Annotated in this window: 2 protein-coding genes; both read left to right on the top strand. The window is 58.2% G+C overall.

Translation table 11 applies throughout. From position 1 onward, the window contains the following. Nucleotides 1–136: 136 nt before the first annotated feature. Entirely contained in the window at nt 137–1,642 is a 1,506-nt protein-coding gene (istA, locus tag CDH47_RS17375; protein ID WP_193601675.1) for an IS21 family transposase, read from the top strand. After that, nucleotides 1,629–2,369 carry an IS21-like element helper ATPase IstB gene (istB, locus tag CDH47_RS17370; protein ID WP_100641601.1) on the top strand — a complete coding sequence of 247 codons (741 nt, stop codon included), beginning with the start codon at nt 1,629–1,631 and terminating at the stop codon, nt 2,367–2,369. The genes istA and istB overlap by 14 nt, the downstream gene beginning before the upstream one ends. Nucleotides 2,370–2,431 lie beyond the last annotated feature (62 nt).

Genomic DNA, 2,431 nt, shown 5'->3' with positions numbered 1-2,431 from the left:
TGTTAGTGGCCAATTAAAGTGACCCACTACTGGCCATTAATTTTGACCCACCTCCGAGTGGCCGTCAGGCCACAGAACCAGCTACTGTCCCCCGCTTTTATCGATGGCCGGGGGCATGTCAGTGAAGGAGTGGGTTGTGATACACAAGATCAAGGCACTGCACGATAACGGTAAAGGATCGTCGATCCGCGCCATCAGTCAGGAACTGGGGTTGTCCCGCAATACCGTTCGCAAGTATCTGCGAATGGATGAGAATGCGATTTCGGAACAGATTGAAGATCCCTCACGCATTAAGCGCCTCGACGATCATCGGGATTATCTGGTGCGTTTGCTCAAGCGGTTCCCGAAGCTCAGCGCCGTCAAGATTGCCCGCAAGCTGCAAGCGAAGGTGGGTGAGTTGCCTGCTTCGGATCGTTCCATTCGACGCTATGTGCGGGTGCTCAAGGAGGAGGTGGCCTCGGCTCAGATGCGTTACTACGAGCCCATCCTGGACGATGTGCCCGGAGTTCAGTGTCAGGTGGACCCTGGTGAGTTGCGCGGTGTGCTGATTGGCGGCGAAGAGCGCACGCTGCACTTCGTGGTGTTCGTACTGTCCTACTCGCGGCTGATGTACGTGGGCCTGGCCTTCCGCCCTCTGGACACCCAGACCTTTATCCAGCTCCACGATGAAGCCCTGCGGTACTTCGGCGGTCTGCCGGAGGAGTGTGTTTACGATCAGACCAAGCTGGTGGTGATCAACGAGCAGTACCGGGAACTGACCCTCAACCAGCGATTCCATGAGTATGCCACCACCGCAGGGTTCCGAATCCATGCCTGTGAAGGCTATGATCCGGAGAGCAAGGGCAAGGTGGAAGCCGGTGTGAAGTATGTCAAACAGGACTGCCTTTATGGTGAGGTCTTCCGAGATCAGGAACACGTGCGCCAGCACGTGCAGGACTGGGTTGAGAGCGTGGCCAATGTCCGCATCCACGGCACCACGGGTGAACCGCCCCGGGAGCGGTTCGAACGGGATGAGCGAGAACACCTGGAGACTTACCTGTCACCAGCCTGCGTGCAGCCTGTGGCCCGGGAGACACGAAGAGCCGACAAGACCGGCCTGATCGCCTGGAAGGCCAACAAATACTCCGTGCCCATGGCCTGGCAGCAGGCCCGGGTGGGCGTTCTGGAGTCCGGCAGCCAGCTCCACATCAGCGACCTGGAAACCGGCGAAGTTATTGCCAGCCACGCCCTGTGCTCCGACAAGGGCAAGGTAATCAAGAACACCCACCACTACCGGGATCATGCCCAGCGCGTGAGCAGGCTGGAGGCTGACATCAACACCCTGATCGGCAGTGAGATCGGGCATCGGTTGTGCCAGCAGCTCAAACGCTCCGAGCCCAGGATCTACAAGGATCAGTTGGTGGCTGCCCGCGACTTGCTCAAGCGCCACGAACCCGTGGATCCGGTGCTAATCACGACGCTGGCAGAGCGCCCCGGCATGACCGCCACACGACTGCAAAGCTATCTTGAAGCGGCCCAGGCCGCCGTTCTGAGGGAACGGCAGCCGGAGCCGTTACCGGAATCCAGGCAAGCGCTGGACCTAAGCGCTTACCAGCGTCTTGGCCGCTCCAATGGCCAGGGGGTGACCCATGAGCCAGCTTGAACAGACCGTGGCCCGATACCGCAGCCTGCGCCTGAGCGCAGCCGCTGATGAATTAACAAAGCTGCTGGCCGAGGCAGAAGCCAACGAGATGTCCTACCTGAGCTTCGCGGACCGGCTTGCCGAACACGAACTGGTTCAGCGTCAGGACAAGCGTATCCGCCGGAACCGGAAGATGGCCGCGTTCCCCGCCGAAAAGCGCCTGGAGGGCTTCGACTACCGGCACCAGACCACCATTAACAAACGCCAGGTAAATGCGTTGCTGGACTTCCAGTTCCTCGACGAACGGAACAACCTGGTGTTCATCGGCCCGCCCGGTGTAGGCAAGACCCATCTGGCCATCGGCATTGGCTACAAAGCCGTGGAAGCTGGCTACCGGGTGCTGTTCCGCAATGCCCTGGATCTGGTGGAAGAGCTGGAACTGGCCGAGATGAAAGGGGAGCTGAAAAAACGAGTCAGCCAGTTGGCCAAGTACGACCTGCTGATTATCGATGAGCTGGGTTATCTGCCCATGACCCGGCAGGCCCGCTACAACCTGTTCCAGCTGATCAACAGTCTGTATGAGTACCGGTCGATCATCCTGACCACCAACAAGGACTTCACCAGTTGGGGAGAGTTCTTCCACGACGATAATGTGGCTGTGCCGATCATTGACCGGGTCATCCATCATTCACACATCTTTATGCTGGGAGGAGAAAGCTATCGACTGAAGCAGAAAACCACAAACTAGACTATGAAAGGTGGGTCAATTTTATTGGCCAAAGGTGGGTCAAAATAAATGGCCATTGACAG

Origin of the sequence: Marinobacter salexigens (genome assembly GCF_002806945.1) — a bacterium.
Taxonomy (GTDB): Bacteria; Pseudomonadota; Gammaproteobacteria; order Pseudomonadales; family Oleiphilaceae; genus Marinobacter; species Marinobacter salexigens.
This window is presented reverse-complemented; position numbering and strand designations above follow the sequence as displayed.